This is a genomic window from Aeromonas sp. R2-4, assembly GCF_040908365.1.
In the GTDB taxonomy this organism is placed as follows: domain Bacteria; phylum Pseudomonadota; class Gammaproteobacteria; order Enterobacterales; family Aeromonadaceae; genus Aeromonas; species Aeromonas veronii.
Map to the genome: position 1 here is coordinate 1 of NZ_JBFODO010000038.1, position 16,060 is coordinate 16,060.

The 16,060-nt window shown below is 59.8% G+C and carries 18 protein-coding genes; 7 read left to right on the forward strand and 11 right to left on the reverse strand.

Annotation, left to right across the window (positions count from 1 at the left end; translation table 11 throughout):
* Positions 1-92 precede the first annotated feature (92 nt).
* The gene (locus AB5Z05_RS14650; RefSeq protein WP_005335409.1) at positions 93-695 is read right to left on the reverse strand and encodes an RseA family anti-sigma factor; all 603 of its coding nucleotides are present in this window, start codon (positions 693-695) and stop codon (positions 93-95) included.
* A gap of 22 nt (positions 696-717) precedes the next feature.
* On the reverse strand, positions 718-1,299 hold the full coding sequence (rpoE, locus tag AB5Z05_RS14655) for an RNA polymerase sigma factor RpoE (RefSeq protein ID WP_005335411.1): 582 nt from the start codon (positions 1,297-1,299) through the stop codon (positions 718-720).
* A 182-nt stretch (positions 1,300-1,481) separates the two neighbouring features.
* On the opposite strand from rpoE, the gene nadB reads away from it, so the two are divergent.
* The gene (nadB, locus tag AB5Z05_RS14660; protein ID WP_323894173.1) at positions 1,482-3,089 is read left to right on the forward strand and encodes an L-aspartate oxidase; all 1,608 of its coding nucleotides are present in this window, start codon (positions 1,482-1,484) and stop codon (positions 3,087-3,089) included.
* Positions 3,090-3,247: 158 nt separating this feature from the next.
* Here the strand turns inward: nadB and AB5Z05_RS14665 are convergent, their stop codons facing one another.
* Both AB5Z05_RS14665 and AB5Z05_RS14670 read right to left on the reverse strand, forming a co-directional pair.
* Positions 3,248-3,640, reverse strand: a complete 393-nt coding sequence (locus AB5Z05_RS14665; protein ID WP_323894171.1) for a protein YgfX — start codon at positions 3,638-3,640, stop codon at positions 3,248-3,250.
* A 19-nt stretch (positions 3,641-3,659) separates the two neighbouring features.
* Positions 3,660-3,929, reverse strand: coding sequence for a succinate dehydrogenase assembly factor 2 (locus tag AB5Z05_RS14670; RefSeq protein ID WP_005335417.1), 270 nt, complete (start codon positions 3,927-3,929; stop codon positions 3,660-3,662).
* A 111-nt stretch (positions 3,930-4,040) separates the two neighbouring features.
* On the opposite strand from AB5Z05_RS14670, the gene ygfZ reads away from it, so the two are divergent.
* Positions 4,041-4,949, forward strand: a complete 909-nt coding sequence (ygfZ, locus tag AB5Z05_RS14675) for a tRNA-modifying protein YgfZ (RefSeq protein WP_368152051.1) — start codon at positions 4,041-4,043, stop codon at positions 4,947-4,949.
* 6 nt (positions 4,950-4,955) lie between these two features.
* Here ygfZ and AB5Z05_RS14680 read toward each other — a convergent pair whose 3' ends face one another.
* Positions 4,956-5,837: a LysR family transcriptional regulator gene (locus AB5Z05_RS14680; RefSeq protein WP_368152052.1), complete on the reverse strand. Its 882-nt coding sequence runs from the start codon at positions 5,835-5,837 to the stop codon at positions 4,956-4,958.
* Positions 5,838-5,962: 125 nt separating this feature from the next.
* Here AB5Z05_RS14680 and AB5Z05_RS14685 point away from each other — a divergent pair, with 125 nt between their 5' ends.
* Complete coding sequence (locus AB5Z05_RS14685; RefSeq protein WP_323894166.1) at positions 5,963-6,409, forward strand: PACE efflux transporter; 447 nt, start codon at positions 5,963-5,965, stop codon at positions 6,407-6,409.
* A gap of 162 nt (positions 6,410-6,571) precedes the next feature.
* On the opposite strand, the gene AB5Z05_RS14690 is transcribed toward AB5Z05_RS14685, so the two are convergent.
* On the reverse strand, positions 6,572-6,928 hold the full coding sequence (locus tag AB5Z05_RS14690; RefSeq protein WP_005362699.1) for a hypothetical protein: 357 nt from the start codon (positions 6,926-6,928) through the stop codon (positions 6,572-6,574).
* A gap of 244 nt (positions 6,929-7,172) precedes the next feature.
* Between AB5Z05_RS14690 and cutA the strand changes: the two genes are divergently transcribed.
* From cutA to AB5Z05_RS14710, 4 genes are all read left to right on the forward strand, one after another.
* Positions 7,173-7,490, forward strand: a complete 318-nt coding sequence (gene cutA, locus AB5Z05_RS14695; RefSeq protein WP_005335428.1) for a divalent-cation tolerance protein CutA — start codon at positions 7,173-7,175, stop codon at positions 7,488-7,490.
* Entirely contained in the window at positions 7,487-9,286 is a 1,800-nt protein-coding gene (locus AB5Z05_RS14700; RefSeq protein ID WP_368152053.1) for a protein-disulfide reductase DsbD, read from the forward strand. The genes cutA and AB5Z05_RS14700 overlap by 4 nt, the downstream gene beginning before the upstream one ends.
* Positions 9,276-9,767, forward strand: a complete 492-nt coding sequence (locus AB5Z05_RS14705) for an N-acetyltransferase (RefSeq protein WP_236323404.1) — start codon at positions 9,276-9,278, stop codon at positions 9,765-9,767. Before AB5Z05_RS14700 ends, AB5Z05_RS14705 begins: the two co-directional genes overlap by 11 nt.
* A gap of 70 nt (positions 9,768-9,837) precedes the next feature.
* Positions 9,838-10,251 (forward strand): hypothetical protein, encoded by a 414-nt coding sequence (locus tag AB5Z05_RS14710; RefSeq protein WP_100652971.1) that lies wholly within the window; start codon positions 9,838-9,840, stop codon positions 10,249-10,251.
* Between the two features lie 54 nt (positions 10,252-10,305).
* Here the strand turns inward: AB5Z05_RS14710 and AB5Z05_RS14715 are convergent, their stop codons facing one another.
* The 5 genes from AB5Z05_RS14715 to epd form a co-directional block, all read right to left on the reverse strand.
* Positions 10,306-10,896 (reverse strand): hypothetical protein, encoded by a 591-nt coding sequence (locus AB5Z05_RS14715; protein ID WP_368152054.1) that lies wholly within the window; start codon positions 10,894-10,896, stop codon positions 10,306-10,308.
* A gap of 239 nt (positions 10,897-11,135) precedes the next feature.
* Positions 11,136-12,440 (reverse strand): NAD(P)/FAD-dependent oxidoreductase, encoded by a 1,305-nt coding sequence (locus AB5Z05_RS14720; RefSeq protein ID WP_368152055.1) that lies wholly within the window; start codon positions 12,438-12,440, stop codon positions 11,136-11,138.
* A 159-nt stretch (positions 12,441-12,599) separates the two neighbouring features.
* Positions 12,600-13,679 (reverse strand): class II fructose-bisphosphate aldolase, encoded by a 1,080-nt coding sequence (fbaA, locus tag AB5Z05_RS14725; protein WP_005335434.1) that lies wholly within the window; start codon positions 13,677-13,679, stop codon positions 12,600-12,602.
* A 115-nt stretch (positions 13,680-13,794) separates the two neighbouring features.
* Complete coding sequence (locus tag AB5Z05_RS14730) at positions 13,795-14,958, reverse strand: phosphoglycerate kinase (RefSeq protein WP_005340965.1); 1,164 nt, start codon at positions 14,956-14,958, stop codon at positions 13,795-13,797.
* A 61-nt stretch (positions 14,959-15,019) separates the two neighbouring features.
* The gene (gene epd, locus AB5Z05_RS14735; protein ID WP_042010525.1) at positions 15,020-16,030 is read right to left on the reverse strand and encodes an erythrose-4-phosphate dehydrogenase; all 1,011 of its coding nucleotides are present in this window, start codon (positions 16,028-16,030) and stop codon (positions 15,020-15,022) included.
* Positions 16,031-16,060 lie beyond the last annotated feature (30 nt).

Genomic DNA, 16,060 nt, shown 5'->3' on the forward strand with positions numbered 1-16,060 from the left:
TTATCGTCGGCCGAGGCCTTGGCACTAATCAGCAGGAGAGAGGCCAGCAAAATACGGCTGGACTGGCGCACGTTTGTATCCCTGACAATTCGTTATTGTTGGATCTGTCTGTCTTGCAACAGGCGCTGCTGCAACTGGTGGTCACGCAGGAAGGCGTTGATCCGCTCCCGCTGCTCCTGCATCTGCTGTTCGGTCAGCCCCTGCTGACGGGCACGGGCACCATCCTGTTGCGGATAGTGAACACTCACAGGCGCCGCACTGCCACCGATTGGAATGGTATTGAGCACCGGATTGGCCGGAACGCCATCCTGCCCCTGATACTGCTGCACCCCGAAGATAACGGCAGCGGCCACGGATGCCGCAATGGCATATTGACCCAGTTGCTGACCGACACGGCGGAACAACGGAACCACATTGGAATCAGTCTTAACCGGCGCAACGGCAGGTTGCAGCACGGGAGCCGTCTCGACCGGCTTGGGTGCCAGTATGGTGGGCTCATCTTCCAGCGCAGCCATGATGCTGTCACTGAGATCCAGTTGCAGATTGACCGGCAGGTCACCCCGCATGGCATCGCCGATCAGGTGGTAACGACCCCAGGTATCTTGCAAGTCGGAGTCCATCTCCAGCTCGTTCAGTACCTCTGCGTCACTCAGGTCACCATCCATCAGGGCAGAGATTTGCTCTTTATTTGCCATAAGTTAACCCGTCTTTCCCCAGTTAATTCTCGATCAGAGGTTGCAGCTTTTTATCGATTGCTTCCCTCGCCCGGAAGATACGGGATCTGACCGTACCCACTGGGCAATCCATGATTTCGGCAATCTCTTCGTAGCTCAGCCCTTCCAGTTCGCGAAGAGTGATAGCTGTCCTCAGGTCTTCCGGCAATGCCTCTATGGCTGAAAACACGGTGCGTTTGATCTCGTCAGTCAGCGCCAGGTTTTCGGGGGTTGAGACCTCTTGCAAGGCTTCACCACCACCATAAGACTCCGCTTCGTCAGCCTCCACATCACTGCTGGGCGGCCTGCGCCCCTGGGAGGTGAGATAATTCTTCGCCGTGTTCACGGCAATTCGGTACAACCAAGTGTAAAAAGCACTTTCGCCACGGAATGTCGGCAATGCACGGTAGGCTTTTATAAAGGCCTCTTGCGCCACATCGGGCACATCACCGGGATTGTTGACATACCTGGCAACCAGGTTGACCACCTTATGCTGGTATTTTTTTACCAACAGGTTGAAAGCTGCTTTATCGCCGCGCTGGACCCGTTCAACCAGCTGTTCGTCCAGTAGATTCTGGTCGCTCATCAGAGCCGTAAAACCCCCATCAGGTTATCGTTTTTCTTTTCCGGCCCTTCCTAAGCGCACAAGTTCAGACAGGGAGAATCAGAGAAAGTTCGCTTCAATTGAAAAAAATGTGATGCAGGCTGCATCCTCGCCCTCGCTTGGGCTACCATGGTGCCAGTTCTTAATCCAGGCCAATGATACTTATGAAAGCAAGTGTTGAATACCTTTGCGATGTACTGATCATTGGCAGCGGTGCCGCTGGTTTGTCCCTCGCGTTGCGATTGGCAGACCACGCCAAAGTCCTGGTTCTGAGCAAGGGGCCCATCAGTGAAGGGGCCACTTTCTATGCGCAAGGAGGCATCGCTGCCGTTTTCGACGAAACCGACAGCATCGAATCACACGTGAGCGACACGCTCAACGCGGGCGCCGGGTTGTGTGACCCGGCAGTGGTCGAGTTCACCGCCCGCCACGCCCGCGAGTCCATCCAGTGGCTCATTCAGCAAGGGGTCCCCTTCGATCAGGAGGAGAACGCCGACGGCGAGTCCCAGTACCACCTCACCCGGGAAGGGGGCCACAGCCATCGCCGCATCTTCCACGCGGCGGATGCCACCGGTAAGGCGGTGCAGCTCACCCTGATCGATCAGGTGCGCGCTCACCCCAATATCCAGCTGATGGAGCGCTTCAACGCGGTCGACCTTATCACCACCCGCAAGCTCAACCTGCCGGGCAACAAGGTGCTGGGTGCCTACGTCTGGAACCGCAACGCCGAGCAGGTCGAAGTGATCCGCGCCCGTTTCGTGGCGCTGGCGACCGGTGGCGCTTCCAAGGTCTATCAGTACACCTCCAACCCGGATGTGAGCTCTGGCGATGGCATCGCGATGGCGTGGCGCGCCGGTTGTCGGGTGGCGAACCTGGAGTTCAACCAGTTCCACCCCACCAGCCTGTTCCACCCGGATGATCCCAACTTCCTGCTGACCGAAGCGCTGCGTGGCGAGGGAGCCTATCTGCGCCGCCCCGACGGCAGCCGCTTTATGCCGGAGTTTGACGAGCGGGCCGAGCTGGCACCGCGCGATATCGTCGCCCGCGCCATCGACCACGAGATGAAGCGACTTGGCGCCGACTGCATGTATCTGGACATCAGCCACAAACCGGCCGATTTCATCATCAAACACTTCCCGACCATTTATGAGCGCTGCCTCGCGGTCGGCATCGACATCACCAAGGAGCCGATGCCCATCGTGCCAGCCGCCCACTACACCTGTGGTGGCGTGATGATCGACAACAATGGCCAGACCGATATTCCCGGCCTCTACGCCATCGGCGAAGTGACCTACACCGGTCTGCACGGCGCCAACCGCATGGCCTCCAACTCCCTGCTGGAATGCGTAGTCTATGCCCATCAGGCGGGGGCCGATATTCTGGCCAAGCTGCCGATGAGCGTGGAGCCGCCACGCCTGCCGGTGTGGGACGAGAGCAAGGTGGAAGATTCCGACGAACTGGTGGTGATCCAGCACAACTGGCACGAGCTGCGGTTGATGATGTGGGACTACGTGGGAATAGTGCGTACCAACAAACGCCTGGCCCGCGCCAAGCGCCGCATCGACCTGCTCAAGCAGGAGGTGCAGGAGTACTACGCCAACTTCCGCGTCTCCAACAACCTGCTGGAGCTGCGCAACCTGCTGCAGGTAGCCGAGCTTATCGTCAACTGCGCCCTGCAGCGCAAGGAGTCCCGCGGCCTGCACTACAACCTGGATCATCCGGATATGCTGCCGAACTCCAAGCCGACCGTACTGACCCCGGAGCGGGATTAATGCCCCTTCCTGCCAAGCGTTTCAGCAATCAGTGACCCCGCCCCGGCGGGGTCACTTGTTTTCAACCGCTTTTCAGCCACAAAAAGAGTACCGTCATCAGCCACATAGCAGCGGCTTATCGCGATAAATCAGCACATGGTCATCACTGGAAGCAGGTGTCAGCACCGGGACGGCAGAAAGTGGATGGCTCGCGCCAGCAGGCGGTAATATTCGGGGGGAAGGGCGTCGGAGAAGAGCCAGAGTTGCCGTGGCGACACGGCTCCACTCTCTTGCTGCTCGGGACAAAGCACCAGCCTGAGCACGCCGGGCAGAATGCGGCTTTTCTTGTCAAGCTGATAGCGACGACCTTGCCACTGCAGCCACTGGCCATCCCAGACAAGCTCGAACGGGGGCGCGGCGAGGGAGCGCCAGCTCAACCAGAGCGCCGCCAGCCAGACGGGCAGCAACAGCGCCCACTGCCAACCGGCAATCAGGCCAGCCACCGGCCAGAGCAGCAACAGAAAGAGGGCCACCAGCAAATATTGCTGATGGCGGGAGGGGTGAACCGTCATGATCACCCGCTCCACGGTATTACCCCTGGCGGTCGTGGCGCGCCTGATTGCGCTCCAGAATCATCGGGATCATGGCGGCAAATGCGGGATCGGCAGGTACACCATGACCCATGCACCATTTGAACAGATCCGGATCGTCGCTCGCCAGCAGGCGGATAAAGGTCTGCTGATCGGCTTCGCTCAGGGAGTCGAACTCGTGTTCGAAAAAGGGCATAAAGATCACATCCAGCTCGAGCATACCGCGACGGCAGGCCCACTTCAGGCGGGATTTTTCAACTGGGCTCAACATGGCACTCTCCTTACAAAGACCGGGGGATGGTACCAGCTGGATTTTCCGGCTGACAAACATTAGTTACGTCTTTACCATGCAGCTCACATACTTTCTCTCTGGAATACCATCGTGAGCCTGCAACCACCTGTTTTTCCTGCCGAGCCGACCCGCTTCCCCCTGACCAAGCTGGCCATCACCCGTATCAGCGGCCAGGATCGCGCCAAATATCTGCAAGGTCAGGTCACCTGTGATGTCAACGCCCTGCAACCGGGGCAACAGACCCCGGGTGGCCACTGTGATCCCAAGGGCAAGCTGTGGAGCAATTTCCGCCTGCTCTGCCTCGACGACAGCCTGCTGCTGCTGACCAGCCCCTCGGTGCTGGAACGTCAGTTGCCGGAGCTGAAGAAATTTGCCGTCTTCTCCAAGGTCGAGATCGCCGCCGATGAGCGTCACGCTACCGGGATCGCCGGTACGGGCAGCGATGCGTGGATCGCCGAGCAGTTTGGCCTTCTGCAGAGCGGTCTTATCGACGGCGGCATGGCGGTGAAGATTGAACAGGATCGCTGGCTGCTGGTAAGCAATCAGCAAGCCGACGCCCTGCCGCAAGGTGACGAGTCACTCTGGTGGGGGCTCGAGATCAAGGCGGGCCTGCCACACATGGAAGCTGTGCATCAGGGGGAGTTCATCCCGCAGATGCTCAACCTGCAGGCACTGGACGGCATCAGCTTCAACAAGGGCTGCTACATGGGGCAAGAGACGGTGGCCCGTGCCAAGTATCGCGGCGCCAACAACCGCGCCCTGTTCCTGCTGGCGGGCACTACCGACGAGCCGGTCGCCAGCGGCGATACACTTGAGCTGCAACTGGGTGACAACTGGCGCCGCAGCGGCATGGTGCTCAACGCTTGGCAACAGGCCGGACAGGTGTGGCTCACCGCCGTACTGCCGAAAGATACCGAGGCTGACGCCCTATTCCGCCTCAAGCAGGACGAAGGCTCCCGCCTCACCGTGCAACCCCTGCCTTACACCCTGACCGAGTAAGGTCGGCTAGCGAGGCACCCGCGCCAGCAGTGCCTCCTTCAGCCAGCGCCCCGCCTGCCCCAGCGGGCGGGCGCGATGCCACTGCAACTCCAGCGCCAGCGCGTGGCTGGCGATAAAGTCCGGCTCCAGCACCACCACTTCGCCGCGAGCCAACGGCTGATGCAGCAGAAATTCCGGGATGGCGGACCAGCCAAGGCCCCGCTTGACCAGCTCCAGCACCCCGAGATCCCCCTCAATCCACCACACCTGAGCAGAAATGCGAAACCGCTGGCGCTCGCTCCCTTCCCGTCGGCCGGTCACCATCAGCTGACGTGCCCCCTGCAGATCGACCTCCCGCAGCGGCTGCTTGCGGGCCAGCGGATGATCCGGTGACACCACCAGCGGCATGGTCACCTCCCCCAGCGAACGGGCGACAATCTCCCGCTGGGGATGCACCTTCTGATAACTGATGCCAAGCTGGGCCCGCCCAGTCACCAGCATCTCGGTCACATCCTCCATCAACGGGAAGAGCAGCTCCAGCTCCACGGTCGGGTAACGAGTGGCGAACGCCTCCAGCAGGGTGCCGAGCCAGGGGAGGTGGGAGTCATCATCGATGGCCAGGGTGAGGCGCGTCTCCACCCCGGCCGCCAGCTCTCCGGCAATGGATTGCAACCGTTCACTCTGCGCCAGCAGGATCCCCGCCTCCTGCACCATGCGGGCCCCCGCCTCCGTCAGCTGCGGATAGCGGCCGCTGCGGTCAAACAGGGTGAGCGCCAGATCGATCTCCAGATTGGCGATAGCGCTGCTCACTACCGACTGTGCCTTGCCCAGCTTGCGGGCGGCAGCGGAAAACGAGCCGGTTTCGGCGGCCGCCAGCAAGATCCTCAGTTGTTCCAGTGATGGCGTCATCTTGTTGCCCTCCGGCAAGCCCTCTCATCCATCTATTTTAGCGATGGATACCAACATGAATCTATCGCTAAAGATCTATAGATTAACCAGCAATCCGTGAATAAATCTGATTGAGAGAGTGACTTATGCGTACCCGTAACGATCGCCTGCGCCATGCCATTGGCTTTGAATTCATTGGCCTGCTGATTGCCGCCCCGCTGGCCAGCTGGGTTACCGGGGTCGGGCTCAACCATATGGGCCCGCTGGCACTGTTCTTCTCGGTGCTGGCCACCGTCTGGAACTACATCTACAACATCGGGGTCGACAAGCTGCTGCTCAAATATCAGGGCCATACCCACAAAACCCTGTGGCAACGGGTGCTGCATACCTTCGGCTTTGAGGGCGGTCTGCTGATCGTCGCGCTGCCGGTCATGTCCTGGTGGCTGAGCGTCAGCCTGCTGGAGGCGCTGGTGCTGGATCTGGGCTTCGTCGTCTTCTATCTGATCTATGCCTTCGTCTACAACTGGGGCTATGACAAGGTGTTCCCCATCCCCCGCGAAGTGCCGCACGGCATACCACAAGGGGCGCGCTAAGGCACGAATCAGTTGGATTGAAACCGAGAAGTGAAGGTCAACAAGGGAAGGCAACAGAAGAAACGACACGGCCCCATCATGGCAGACATGATGGGGCCGCAAGAGGGATCAGCGCTGGCAGGCCGGCTGATTCAGAGGTAAGGATTCAGGCCTGCCCATCGCTCAAGCCTGGGCTTTGAGCTCTTCGCCGCTCTCGTCGGCAGCGGCAGCCTCTTCAGGCTGTGCCTGGGCAGCCTGCAGCGCTTCCAGTTCGCTCTGATAATCGCTCAGGATCTGCTGGGCAACCGCCATATCTCCCTTGTGTTTGCGCTCGAACAGATGGTGCTGCACCACGCCGTTGAGATACTCCACCGTGATGGGCTGCTCCAGGGTGGCCATCAGCTCCTCTTTCTCCAGCTCGGCATTGATTTCATCGGCGGTCGTGCGCAGCAGCCCGGCCAATTGAACCAACATGCGGCGCTCACCTTCGCGCAGCAGGCTCAACATGCGGTTTCTCTGCTGCTCATTCTGTTGGGTCATACATTTCCTTACGTCAATTGGGAACAAGCCCGCTCATTCTGCCCTGTCCCCATGACAGCGTCTATCTCATGCCCCCCACAAATTTTTGGCGCTGGCTCACAAATGGCTACAGATGCTATTTGAAGCGCCTCTGGGGTATAGTAGCCGCTGATTTTCAGGCGCTTTTTTCACCTTCATCCGCATAAAGGGATGAGATGGCAAGGGCGCCTGCCCGGTTTACCCCAACGAGGTGAAGATCCGCTTTATGACCGACGCCATTGTGGTGCTCTGCACCTGCCCAGATCAAACCAGTGCCGACCTTCTCTGCGAACAGCTGCTGAACCAGCGGCTGGCCGCCTGCATCAATCAACTGCCGGGCATTACCTCCGTCTATCGTTGGCAAGGCAAGGTGGAGCGCGCCACCGAGATCCAGCTCATCATCAAATCCCGCCAGCCACTCTTTGCCGAGCTGCAGGCATGTATTCAAGCCAATCACCCTTATGAGGTGCCCGAGCTGCTGGCCCTGCCGGTGAGTGCCGGACTACCCGCCTATCTGGACTGGCTCAATGGGGAGACCTCATGACATTCACTCGCTTGCTCTCTCTCCTGTTGCTGCTCTGTGCCCTGTTGACGATAGCGGTGGGCAGCGCCCCTGCCCACGCCAGCGGCGCCGACCTGCTCAGCTCGCTGGGCATTGAGGCCAATGCCAAACCCAAATTTTTGCAGGTCGATGAGGCCTTTCAGATCGAGAGCGAACAGCGTGGCGATCAGCTGCTGCTAACCCTCCATATCGCCGACGATTACTACCTCTATCGCCACAGCCTGCGCTTCAAGGGGAACAACCTCACCTTCAGCGAGCCGACCCTGCCGGAAGGCACAGAGCACGAGGATGACTTCTTCGGCAAGACCCGGGTCTACTATCAGCAGGTGAGCATCGCGGTGCCGCTAAAGGAGGTGGGGGAAAATGCCGCCCTGCGGGTGCGCTATCAGGGCTGTACCGACGGCCTCTGCTATCCACCGACCGACAAGCTGATCGATGTGGCCCCGCTGGTCACGGCAACCACAGCGTCCACTGCTGAAACGGCACAAAGCGTCGCACCGGTTAGCCAGCAGGACCAGCTGGCCGCCGCCCTCGGACATCAGGGGTTCTGGCTCAGCATCGTCGCCTTCTTCGCGCTGGGGCTGGGGCTCGCCTTCACCCCCTGCGTCTTCCCCATGTATCCCATTCTGACCGGCATCATCGCCGGTGCCGGCCATCGCCTCTCTACCGGTCGCGCCTTCCTGCTCTCTCTGGTCTATGTGCAGGGGATGGCGGTCACCTACACCCTGCTGGGGCTGGTAGTGGCCTCGGCAGGGCTGAAATTCCAGGCGGCGCTGCAACACCCCTATGTGCTGATCGGCCTCTCGGTGATGTTCGTGCTGCTGGCCCTCTCCATGTTCGGACTCTATACCCTGCAACTGCCGAGCAGTTTGCAAACCCGGCTCTCCGGTCTCTCCAACCGCCAGCAGGGCGGCTCTGTAGTCGGGGTCGCCATCATGGGGATGATCTCCGGGCTGGTCTGCTCCCCCTGCACCACGGCGCCGCTCTCGGGGGCGCTGATCTACGTGGCCCAGAGCGGCGATCTCTGGCTCGGCGGGGCGGCGCTCTATGCGCTGTCACTGGGGATGGGGCTACCGCTGCTGCTGCTAGGCACCTCGGGTGGCAAGCTACTGCCCAAAGCGGGCGCCTGGATGGATGTGATCAAGCAGCTGTTTGGTTTTGCCCTGCTGGCAGTGCCGATCCTGCTGCTGTCACGGCTCTGGAGCGATCAGATTGCCACTCTCGCCTGGCTCGGCTGGGGGCTGCTGTTGTGCGGCTACCTCTATCACCACAACCAGCACCAACCCCACTCGGTGGCCAAAAGCGTGCGCGGCTTCGTGCTGTTGCTGGCGATGATCAGCGCCGTGGTAGTGGGCAAGGATCTGCTGCAACCGCCCCCCCCTGCTGCCATCACGACGGATGCCAGTCAAACGGCGCCGCAGTTTATCCGCGTCAAGACGCTGGATGATCTCAAGGTGCAGCTGGCCGCCGCCCGCGGCAAGCCGGTGCTGCTCGACCTCTACGCCGACTGGTGCGTCGCCTGCAAGGAGTTCGAGCACAAGACCTTCAGCGATCCAGCTGTGCGGGAGCGCTTCGGCCAGATGGTGCTGCTGCAGGCGGATGTTACCGCCAACGACGATGCCGATATCGAGCTGCTCAACGGCCTCAATGTGCTGGGGCTGCCGACCCTCATCTTCTTCGACCGCGAGGGCAAGGAGCTGACAGGGCAGCGGGTCACCGGCTTTATGGGGCCTATCCCCTTTGCCAAACATCTCGAGATGGTAAGTGATGCACACTGAGTTGCGTCGGCTGCAGACAAGCGATGCACCTGCCTTGCAGCGGCTGTTCGAGCAGGCCCCCTCCTATCAGGCGGCGGTGAGCAATGACCCTCTCTCTGCACAGGCAGGAGAAGAGGAACTTGTCGCCTGCCCATCCGGCCTGCCTCTCTCCGACAAACATCTCATCGGCCGCTGGGAGCAGGGAGAACTCACCGCTGTCATTGATCTGCTGCGCGGCTACCCCAATCCAGACACCGCCTATCTGGGTCTGTTACTGGTGGGGGAACCCTGGCAAGGGAGTGGCCGTGGTCAGTCGCTCTATTTTCACGCCTGCACGCTGGCAAGCTCATGGGGGGCTACCCGGCTTCGCCTGTCAGTGATTGCCTGCAATGAGAGTGCTCTATCCTTCTGGCTGCGCAGAGGCTTCACCGAGTGCTATCGCCGCGAGCTGGCTGGTTATCGGGCCGAGGCCATCGTGCTGGAACGTTCACTGGAACCGTGAGCCGAGGTTTGCCGCCGCGCATTCGCGTGGCACAATCGCCCCTCTCGTTTTGTACTTGTCCGGAGTTTTGATGAAAAAGTGGTTCATCCCCCTGCTAGCCCTCTGGCTTTATGGCTGCAGTGCAGGGCCCGGTGAAGAGGATATCCGCCAGCAGGTCACCGCCAAGCTGCTGGCCGAGACAGACGCCAACCTGTTCGATATCAGCGACTTCACCATCCTCGGCAAGGAGGAGCGGATGGAGGGGGTCTATCTGGTCAAGGTGAGTTACCAGCTCCACTTCAAGCAGGGGCTCGATCAGTTGCAGGTGTTGCACGACGAGGACCTGGTCTACGACCGGGTTGGCCCCTTCCAGCAGGAGATGGGTCTGATGGATCTCGAGCGCAAATATGGCGAGTTCGAGGCGGGCCAGGTGCTGCCGCAAGAGGCAGATGTGTGGATGATGAAGGACGAACAGGGGTGGCGGCTGGCTGAACCGGCCCAATAAAGCGCTTTCCGCCCCTTATGCTCTGCAACGGCTGGGCTGCCGTTGCCAACCAGCTCAAACCTGGGTATCGACCCGATACCCTTTTCGCTCGACAGGTTCGTTCGGCAGCTTGCTGACCAACCCTGACAGCACCTCCTTGAGGGTGACCCCGCTCTCTGCCGCACCACTGCTCTCCAGCAGCTTGGTCAGCTGGCTCTGCAAGGGGTTCACCGCTTCACGCTCGGCTCCTTGCTCGCTCTCTTTTTCCTGTCCGCCCTGCTGATCCAGCGTCTCCAGCAGGCGCTCCAGATCCCGCTTGAGCGGGTTTTCGCTGCTGTCGGCGATGGCGAGTTTGCGCTGTTCCTGCTCTTGCCGCTGTTGTTGCTGCAATGCCAACTGTTGCTCCTGCTGCTGTTGCAGGGAGCCCATCATGGTGTTGATGAACGCTTCCAGCGAATCCCTGATTGAAACAGTGCCACCGCCGCTGCTCTCCCCTTGCGGTGACAGCCCCAGCTCATCCAGCACAGCGCCAAGGTCGCGTACCATCCGGCTGTCACTGCCCGTTGATGGTGAAGTCGCAGCCCGCTCCTGTGCCTGCACGGCGGGAGAACCCTGCCGTTGCGCCAGCGGGGTGAGCCCGCCTGACGCGACCACATTTATCTCCATCTTGGCCCTCCTCTCCCCGTCCTCGGCCCTTTCTCGACAAATATTCCGGCAATCTGACAACCCCTTGCCCCTTGGCAGATAACCGCTCTCACACCTAAAAGATAGCGCCAATCGGACGAGATTGGCGCGAATGCATCTTTTGGTCTATCGGGCGGAACGATAGTGCTAACCCGCTATAAACAAGGGGTTGGCAAAAAGGGGCCACGTTCAGCCATCACTGCGCAGGCTGACAATGGGGGTCAGAAGATATCCTTCATCCGGTGCCACAACATTCCCAGTGCCAGCAGCGGGGAGCGCAGCGCCGGGCCGCCGGGGAAGGTGATATGGGGCACGCTGGCAAAGAGATCGAAACCTCGGCTCTCGCCGCGGATCGCCTCGGCCACCAGCTTGCCTGCCATGTGGGTGGCATTGAGGCCGTGACCCGAATAGGCCTGGGCGTAGAGCACGTTGGGGTGTTCCTTGAGGCGGCCAATCTGCGGCAGCCGGTTGGCGCCGATCCCGATCATGCCGCCCCACTGAAACTCGATGGCAGTGCCAGCCAGCTCGGGGAAGACTCGCAGCAGCTTGGGCAACATAAAGGCCTTGATATCGCGGGGATCCCGGCCGGAGTAGTTGCAGGCCCCGCCAAACAGCAGACGGCCATCGGCAGAGAGGCGGTAGTAGTCGAGGGCCACGTTCTGATCGCACACCGCCATGTTTTGCGGCAGCAATCGCTGGCGCAAGCGGCGATCGAGCACCTCGGTGGCGAGGATGTAGGAACCGGCAGGTAGCACCCGCCCTCCCAGCTCCGGATTGAGGTCGTTGAGATAGGCGTTGCAGCCGATCACCAGATAGTCGGCAGTAACCCGCCCATGAGCCGTGGTCACCTCGACCTGCTTGCCATAGTCGATATGGGTCACTCTGGAGTGTTCAAACAGGGAGACCCCGAGGCTGGCGGCGGCACGCGCCTCGCCGAGCGCCAGATTGAGGGGGTGGAGATGGCCGGAGCCCATGTCGATGAGGCCGCCGATATAGCGATCCGACCCCACCACGCTATGGATATCTTCACGCGGCACCAGCTTCAACTCGTGCTCATACCCCAGACTCGCCAGATGGTCGAGCTCCTCTTCGAAGCCGGCCAGATGACGCTGACGGGTGGCGAGGTCGCAGTAACCCCAGGTGAGATCGCAGTCGATATTGAAGCGCTCGACCCGCTCGCGCACCAGTTGCACCGCCTCCAGCCCCATCAGATCCAGCTCGCGCACCCCATCCTCACCGATCCAGCGGGCGAACTGGCTGGTGTCGTGGCCGATACCGCGAATAAGCTGACCGCCGTTGCGCCCGGAGGCGCCCCAGCCGATGCGGTTGGCCTCCAGCAAGGCGACCTTGTAACCGGCATCCGCCAGATTGATGGCAGTATTGAGACCGGTAAAACCGCCGCCGATAATGCAGACGTCAGCCTTGTGCTCCCCCTCCAGCTCGGGCCACTGTTGCGAGTCGTTGCGGGTGGCCGCGTAGTAGGAGGCGACGTGCTCCTGATATCCGTTGTGCTTTCCTGCCTGCATACTCAGCATCCTGCCTTGGTTGCAAATTGTTTAATAAAATAAGCAAAGTTGTTTCGATAATACCCAGTTCCCCCTCCACTCACCAACCGGTGCGGATCACAGAAATGCAAAAGGCGCCCCGAAGGGCGCCTTTTCATGCAATCAAGGTGCTGTAACGAATTACAGTACGTCGATGGCATTCAGGTCGGAGAATGCTTTCTCCAGACGAGCGATCATGGAAGTCTGACCTTCACGCAGCCATACGCGCGGATCGTAGTACTTCTTGTTCGGCTTGTCGGCGCCTTCCGGGTTGCCCAGCTGGCCTTGCAGGTAAGCTTCGTTCTTCTTGTAGAAGTTCAGCAGACCTTCCCAGGTTGCCCACTGGGTGTCGGTGTCGATGTTCATCTTCACTACGCCGTAGGAGATGGACTCGCGGATCTCTTCCAGAGTGGAACCTGAACCACCGTGGAATACGAAGTCCAGAGACTTGGCAGGGATGCCGAACTTCTCGGAAACGTACTTCTGGGAAGCGTCCAGGATGGACGGGGTCAGCTTGACGTTACCCGGCTTGTATACACCGTGTACGTTGCCGAAGGAGGCAGCGATGGTGAAACGCGGGCTGATCTTGGACAGACGCTCGTAAGCGTAAGCAACATCTTCCGGCTGGGTGTACAGAGCGGACTGATCCATGTGGCTGTTGTCGACGCCGTCTTCTTCGCCACCGGTGCAACCCAGTTCCAGCTCCAGAGTCATGTTCATCTTGGCCATGCGGGTCAGGTACTCGCAGCAGATGTCGATGTTCTCTTCCAGAGACTCTTCAGACAGATCCAGCATGTGGGAGGAGAACAGCGGCTTGCCGGTTTCAGCAAAGTGCTTCTCGCCCGCTTCCAGCAGACCGTCGATCCACGGCAGCAGCTTCTTGGCAGCGTGGTCGGTGTGCAGGATTACCGGCACGCCGTAGGCTTCGGCAACAGCGTGAACGTGCTTGGCACCAGAGATGGCACCCAGGATGGCAGCTTTCTGACCTTCCAGCTTCAGACCCTTACCGGCGGTGAACACGGCACCACCGTTGGAGAACTGAACGATAACCGGCGCTTTAACCTTGGCGGCAGCTTCCAGTACGGCGTTCACGGAGTCGGTACCAACGCAGTTTACTGCCGGCAGAGCAAAGCCGTTCTCTTTAGCGATGGCGAACACTTTCTGAACGTCATCACCAGTGATCACGCCGGGTTTTACGAAGTCGAAAATTTTCTTAGACATGTTTAATCGTCCTGTCTCGTATGCCGTTAATAAAAAATGGGGGGTTCATCATGAACCGGCACAGCGGGCACATGATAAACGAAACGGGAGGCTTTTGCCCCCCGTTCCGGGTCAATTAGGCTTTGGCGCGCTGTTCCAGAATCGCAACAGCCGGCAGTACCTTGCCTTCTACGAACTCCAGGAAGGCGCCGCCGCCAGTGGAGATGTAGGAGACTTTGTCAGCGATGCCGAACTTGTCGATGGCAGCCAGGGTGTCGCCACCGCCAGCGATGGAGAAGGCCGGAGAAGCAGCGATGGCTTCAGCGATAACCTTGGTGCCTTCAGCGAACTGGTCGAACTCGAACACACCAACCGGACCGTTCCACAGGATGGTCTTGGCGTTCATGATGATGTCAGCCAGGGCCTTGGCAGAATCCGGGCCGATATCGAAGATCATGTCGCCGTCAGTCACATCGTTAACAGACTTGATGGTCGCCGGAGTGGACTCGGAGAACTCGGCACCTACAACCACGTCGGTGGTCACAGGAATGTTGGTCTCGGCAGCCAGTTTCTTGGCGGTGTCGATCAGGTCGTGCTCGCACAGGGACTTGCCGACGTTGTGACCGGCAGCTGCGATGAAGGTGTTGGCAATGCCACCACCGACAACCAGCTGGTCAGCGATTTTGGAGAGGGATTCCAGAACGGTCAGCTTGGTGGAGACCTTGGAGCCGCCAACGATGGCAACCATCGGGCGCTCGGGCTTCAGCATGGCTTTGCCCAGCGCTTCCAGTTCACCCGCCAGCAGCGGACCAGCACAGGCGACCGGAGCGAACTGTGCAACACCGTAGGTGGAGCCTTCGGCGCGGTGAGCAGTACCGAACGCGTCCATTACAAAGACGTCACACAGGGCGGCGTATTTTTTGGCCAGCTCTTCGGTGTTCTTCTTCTCGCCTTTGTTGAAGCGGCAGTTTTCCAGCACAACCAGCTCACCGGCAGCGACTTCTACGCCATCCAGGTAATCCTTGGCCAGGCGAACCGGGCAGGACAGAGCGTCTTTCAGATAGTTGACAACCGGAGCCAGGGAGAATTCTTCGTTGTATTCACCCTCGGTCGGACGACCCAGGTGGGAGGTGATCATCAGCTTGGCGCCCTTTTCCAGAGCCAGCTTGATGGTCGGCAGAGTCGCAACGATACGTGCATCGGAGGTGACCTTGCCGTCTTTTACCGGTACGTTCAGGTCAGCACGGATCAGAACGCGTTTACCCGCCAGATCCAGGTCAGTCATCTTGATAACAGACATATTCAGTCCTCTATATTTTCCAGGTAATGTTAAAAACAGTAACCTTTCGCCCGGGGCAGGCTCAGCCTGCGGCCATCATGGCCCGGGTGGTATCCAGCATCCGGTTTGCGAAGCCCCATTCGTTATCGCACCACATCAACATCTTGACGAGGTTGGCATCGCTCACCCGGGTCTGGGTACCATCAATGATGCAGGAGTGTGCATCATGATTGAAGTCTACGGAGACCAGCGGTTCTTCCGTGTAATCCAGAATACCGTGTAATGTACCTCTGGATGCCCGTTGCAGGGCTTGATTTACGTCAGTAACTGTCACTTTTTTACGAACAGTAATACTGAGATCCATCGCTGTTACATTGATGGTCGGCACCCGCACCGCGATCGCCTCGAACTTGCCGGCGAAGTGGGGCAGGATACGCTCCAGCCCCTTTGCCAGCTTGGTATCCACCGGAATGATGGACTGACTGGCAGCGCGGGTTCGGCGCAAGTCACTGTGGTAGGCATCGATGACTTGCTGATCATGCATGGCAGAATGAATTGTCGTAATAGTACCACAATTTATCTCGAATTCTCGATGCAATGTTTCAATGACCGGCACCACGCAGTTGGTGGTACAGGAGGCGTTGGAGACGATCCGCTCCGCTCCGGTGAGGGTATGATGGTTGACCCCGTAGACCACGGTGGCATCCACATCGGCATCCGCCGGGTGGGAGAAGAGTACCTTGCCCGCCCCCGCCGACAGATGCAGCTCGGCATCGGCCCGCGAGCCGAATACCCCGGTGCAATCGAGCACCACATCGACCCCCAGCGCCCGCCACGGCAGCTTTGACGGATCCCGCTCGGCAAACAGGGAGATGAGATCCTCCCCCACCAGCATGCTGTTGCCCGCCAGTTGCACCGGATGGTGGAAGCGACCGTGACTGGTATCGTAACGGGTCAGGTGCACCATGGCCTCGGGGGCCGCCAGCTCGTTGATGGCGACGATCTTGATGGTCTTGTCGCGCCCGCTTTCATAGAGGGCTCGCAACACGTTGCGACCGATCCGCCCGTAACCATTGATGGCAATCTTGATCATCGAGAATCCGTTTCCTTGAACCAGCAACAG

Bases quoted from the DNA above. Each gene is read 5' to 3' on its own strand.
- AB5Z05_RS14690 (WP_005362699.1), bottom strand. From the start codon at position 6,928: ATGACCCAACAGAATGAGCAGCAGAGAAACCGCATGTTGAGCCTGCTG.
- AB5Z05_RS14665 (WP_323894171.1), bottom strand. From the start codon at position 3,640: ATGACGGTTCACCCCTCCCGCCATCAGCAATATTTGCTGGTGGCCCTC.
- rpoE (WP_005335411.1), bottom strand. From the start codon at position 1,299: ATGAGCGACCAGAATCTACTGGACGAACAGCTGGTTGAACGGGTCCAG.
- AB5Z05_RS14670 (WP_005335417.1), bottom strand. From the start codon at position 3,929: ATGTTGAGCCCAGTTGAAAAATCCCGCCTGAAGTGGGCCTGCCGTCGC.
- AB5Z05_RS14710 (WP_100652971.1), top strand. From the start codon at position 9,838: ATGAAAAAGTGGTTCATCCCCCTGCTAGCCCTCTGGCTTTATGGCTGC.
- AB5Z05_RS14720 (WP_368152055.1), bottom strand. From the start codon at position 12,440: ATGCAGGCAGGAAAGCACAACGGATATCAGGAGCACGTCGCCTCCTAC.
- AB5Z05_RS14730 (WP_005340965.1), bottom strand. From the start codon at position 14,958: ATGTCTGTTATCAAGATGACTGACCTGGATCTGGCGGGTAAACGCGTT.
- epd (WP_042010525.1), bottom strand. From the start codon at position 16,030: ATGATCAAGATTGCCATCAATGGTTACGGGCGGATCGGTCGCAACGTG.
- AB5Z05_RS14700 (WP_368152053.1), top strand. From the start codon at position 7,487: ATGACATTCACTCGCTTGCTCTCTCTCCTGTTGCTGCTCTGTGCCCTG.
- AB5Z05_RS14680 (WP_368152052.1), bottom strand. From the start codon at position 5,837: ATGACGCCATCACTGGAACAACTGAGGATCTTGCTGGCGGCCGCCGAA.
- nadB (WP_323894173.1), top strand. From the start codon at position 1,482: ATGAAAGCAAGTGTTGAATACCTTTGCGATGTACTGATCATTGGCAGC.
- AB5Z05_RS14650 (WP_005335409.1), bottom strand. From the start codon at position 695: ATGGCAAATAAAGAGCAAATCTCTGCCCTGATGGATGGTGACCTGAGT.
- AB5Z05_RS14705 (WP_236323404.1), top strand. From the start codon at position 9,276: ATGCACACTGAGTTGCGTCGGCTGCAGACAAGCGATGCACCTGCCTTG.
- AB5Z05_RS14715 (WP_368152054.1), bottom strand. From the start codon at position 10,896: ATGGAGATAAATGTGGTCGCGTCAGGCGGGCTCACCCCGCTGGCGCAA.
- AB5Z05_RS14685 (WP_323894166.1), top strand. From the start codon at position 5,963: ATGCGTACCCGTAACGATCGCCTGCGCCATGCCATTGGCTTTGAATTC.
- cutA (WP_005335428.1), top strand. From the start codon at position 7,173: ATGACCGACGCCATTGTGGTGCTCTGCACCTGCCCAGATCAAACCAGT.
- fbaA (WP_005335434.1), bottom strand. From the start codon at position 13,679: ATGTCTAAGAAAATTTTCGACTTCGTAAAACCCGGCGTGATCACTGGT.